The sequence below is a fragment of the Gulosibacter sediminis genome (genome assembly GCF_014904065.1).
Classification (GTDB): Bacteria; Actinomycetota; Actinomycetes; order Actinomycetales; family Microbacteriaceae; genus Gulosibacter; species Gulosibacter sediminis.
Genome location: NZ_JACXJG010000014.1, coordinates 55953 through 58946, shown reverse-complemented (window position 1 = coordinate 58946; position 2994 = coordinate 55953). Strand labels below are relative to the sequence as shown.

Genomic DNA, 2994 nt, shown 5'->3' with positions numbered 1-2994 from the left:
CCAAAATCTCGGCCTTCGTCCAACTTCATCGCGGCGAGCCGCGACGATCAGCTAGTTAGCGGGTGCTGCCGCCGGGGCTCTGCGCGCGGCGGCCGCCGCGGCGCTGGCCCGAACCCTGCGACGGGAACTGGCTCGCGAACTTGCCCGAAGTCGAGCCAGAACGCTGACCCGAACCCGAGCGCTGGCTGTTGCCGGCACGCTCGCCCGCGGAGCGGTGCCCGCCGGTGTTCTGCCGCGCGCTGTCGCCGCGCGACTGCGACTGCGAGTCGCCCCGGCCCTGGCTCTGACCCTGGCCCGAACCGTTGCTGCGACCGCGGCCGCCGCGCGAGCGCTTGCGCTTCGCGTTGGCACCCTGCGAGCGGCCCTCGCCGGCCGGAGCCTGGCCGTTGGCGCGCTGCTGGGCCGTCTGCGCGTCGGCGCGCTTGCGCTCGGTGACCTTCGGGTCGACGCGCTCGGCGATCTCGCCCACGAGGGGCGCGACCGATGCGCTCGTTGCGGTGACCTGCTCGGGCGTCACGCGAATCTTCGCGGCGCGCAGCAGCTGCTTCATCTCGCCGCGCTGCTCGGGCAGCACGATCGTGACGACGTCACCCTCGTTGCCGGCACGCGCGGTGCGGCCCGAGCGGTGCAGGTAGGCCTTGTGCTCCACAGGCGGGTCGATGTGCACCACGAGGGTGACGCCATCGACGTGCACGCCGCGCGCGGCGACGTCGGTCGCGACGAGCACCTTGGCCTCGCCGTTCACGAATTCCGCGAGGTTGCGGTCGCGCGCGTTCTGCGAGAGGTTGCCCTGCAGTTCGACGGCGGGGATGCCCCGGGCCGTCAGGTGGCGCGCGAGCTTCTTCGCCTGGTGCTTCATGCGCGTGAAGAAGATGCGGCGGTCGGTGCCCGACGCGAGCGCCTCGATGAGGGCATCCTTGTCGTTCTTGCCCGAGACCTCGAACACGTGGTGCGTGAGCTGCGGCACGGGCGACTCGGCGCTGTCGACCGAGTGCAGCACGGGGGAGTGCAGGTACTTCTTCACGACGCCGTCGACGCCACCGTCGAGGGTCGCGCTGAACAGCAGGCGCTGGCCGCGCTTCGGGGTGGCGTTGAGGATGCGCGTGACGACGGGCAGGAAGCCCATGTCGGCCATGTGGTCGGCCTCGTCGAGCACGGTGATCTCAACAGAGTCGAGGCTCACAACGCCCTGGCGCATGAGGTCGTCGAGGCGACCCGGCGCGGCCACGACGATGTCGACGCCGCGGTTGAGGGCATCTTCCTGGCGCTTCTGCGAAACGCCGCCGAAGATCGTGGTGACGCGCACGCCCATGGGGGTGCCGAGCATCACGATGGTCTCGGCGATCTGCGTGACGAGCTCACGTGTCGGCGCGAGCACGAGGCCGCGCGGGCGGGCCTGCTTGCGCTTCGCCTGCGCATCCTTCGCGAGGTTCGCGACGAGCGGGATGCCGAAGGCGATGGTCTTGCCCGAGCCGNTGCGGCCGCGGCCGAGCACGTCGCGGCCGGCGAGCGAGTCGGGGAGGGTGTCGCGCTGGATGGGGAAGGCGGTGGTCTTGCCGTTCTGCTCGAGGGCGGTGGCCATGGGGGCCGGAACGCCGAGCTCGGCGAAGGTAGGTGAAGTCAAGTTGTGCTTTCGGTGTGCAGCCACGGGCTCCAGCACGACGGGTTGCGTCGCGCAGCATGCATCGTGACTTAGTCGGCGAGTGCGCAAGATGTTGCGCATCGGTTCGCCGCGGAAGAGTGCCGCACGGTGCTGGAATGCCCGGGCAAGTTACGTCAGCGACGATGGGCCTCACAGGAGGACCGACTGCCTAGTCTACAGGCGAGCCCGATGCGGGGCCAGGGCTGGCGCCCCGGGTGCGCACAGAAATGTGCCGCTGAGCGCGAACGCCCGGCGGCACGTGGGTGGCCCGGCACAGTTAGCCGCGCCGCCAGAGCATCAGGTGGATGACCCCGCTCGGCGAAGTGACGGACTCGATGTTGAACCGTTCCTCGAGCCCCTCGAGACCGTCCCAGAGTCGCTCGCCGCGACCAAGCACGATCGGCGCGATGGCGATGTGCAGTTCGTCGATGAGGTCGGCGGCGAGGAACTCGCGCACCGTCGTGGCGCCACCGCCGATGCGCACGTCGGTGCCGGGCGCGAGTTCGCGAGCGTAGGCGAGCGCCGCATCCGCGGGGCCATCGAAGAAGTAGAAGCTCGTGCCGCCCTCGAGGTGCAGCGGCTCGCGCGGCTGGCTCGTGAGCACGACGACCGGGGTGTGGAACGGGGGTTCGCGCGAGGTGGTGGAAGCCATCGGGGGCTCCTCTCGAATTGGTTGCGTTACGCGACCTGCTGGACCGCGAACCAGTTGCCTTCGGGGTCGGCGAAGTTGAAGGTGGTCATGCCGCCCGCCTCGACGATGTCGCCGACCGTCGTGCCGGCGGCGGCGAGCGTCTCGCGCATCTCGGTGATGTTCGGGCTCTTGAAGAGGATGGACGGGGTCGCGAGGTCGAGCTCGGGCGAGGACTGCGCGACGACGTTGCGATCGAAGAGCGTGATGTGGGCGTCGGAGTCCGCTGTCGGGGTGAGTTCGATGAAGAGGGTCGTGCCGTCGACCGCCTGCTCGTCGACCTTGGTGAAGCCGACGGTGTCGACCCAGAAATCCGCGACCTCGCGAGGGTTTTCGACGTAGATCATGACGTTGCCGAACTCAGTGATCATGGTGCCTCCGTGGTGTTGCTGGTTGCTGGTTCCTGTCACGGTGAGTATTGCGCCCGGAGGTGAGCGGTTGCCGAAGTTCTGCCCATTTTGCGTTTCGCTCGAAACCCTGTAAAGTAATTCGTTGTGCCGCGGCCTCTTCCACGGGTCGGCGGGCGCACCAATGGGGTATGGTGTAATTGGCAACACGGCGGTTTCTGGTACCGTTGTTCTTGGTTCGAGTCCAGGTACCCCAGCCAATGAAAACCCTCGCGAGCGCGAGGGTTTTTTCGTTTCCGATGTTCGCGACGGCGGAA

3 protein-coding genes and 1 tRNA gene are annotated in these 2994 nt (G+C 68.4%); 1 reads left to right on the top strand and 3 read right to left on the bottom strand.

Features of this window, described 5'->3' with window-relative positions; genetic code table 11:
- Positions 1-55: 55 nt before the first annotated feature.
- From ID132_RS08250 to ID132_RS08240, 3 genes are all read right to left on the bottom strand, one after another.
- Positions 56-1582, bottom strand: a complete 1527-nt coding sequence (locus ID132_RS08250) for a DEAD/DEAH box helicase (protein WP_193128345.1) — start codon at positions 1580-1582, stop codon at positions 56-58.
- A 337-nt stretch (positions 1583-1919) separates the two neighbouring features.
- A complete protein-coding gene (locus ID132_RS08245) occupies positions 1920-2294 on the bottom strand; it encodes a dihydrofolate reductase family protein (protein WP_193128326.1) in 375 nt (124 codons plus the stop codon).
- Between the two features lie 26 nt (positions 2295-2320).
- On the bottom strand, positions 2321-2701 hold the full coding sequence (locus tag ID132_RS08240) for a VOC family protein (protein WP_193128325.1): 381 nt from the start codon (positions 2699-2701) through the stop codon (positions 2321-2323).
- 161 nt (positions 2702-2862) lie between these two features.
- Between ID132_RS08240 and ID132_RS08235 the strand changes: the two genes are divergently transcribed.
- Positions 2863-2937 (top strand) — tRNA-Gln (locus ID132_RS08235).
- Positions 2938-2994 lie beyond the last annotated feature (57 nt).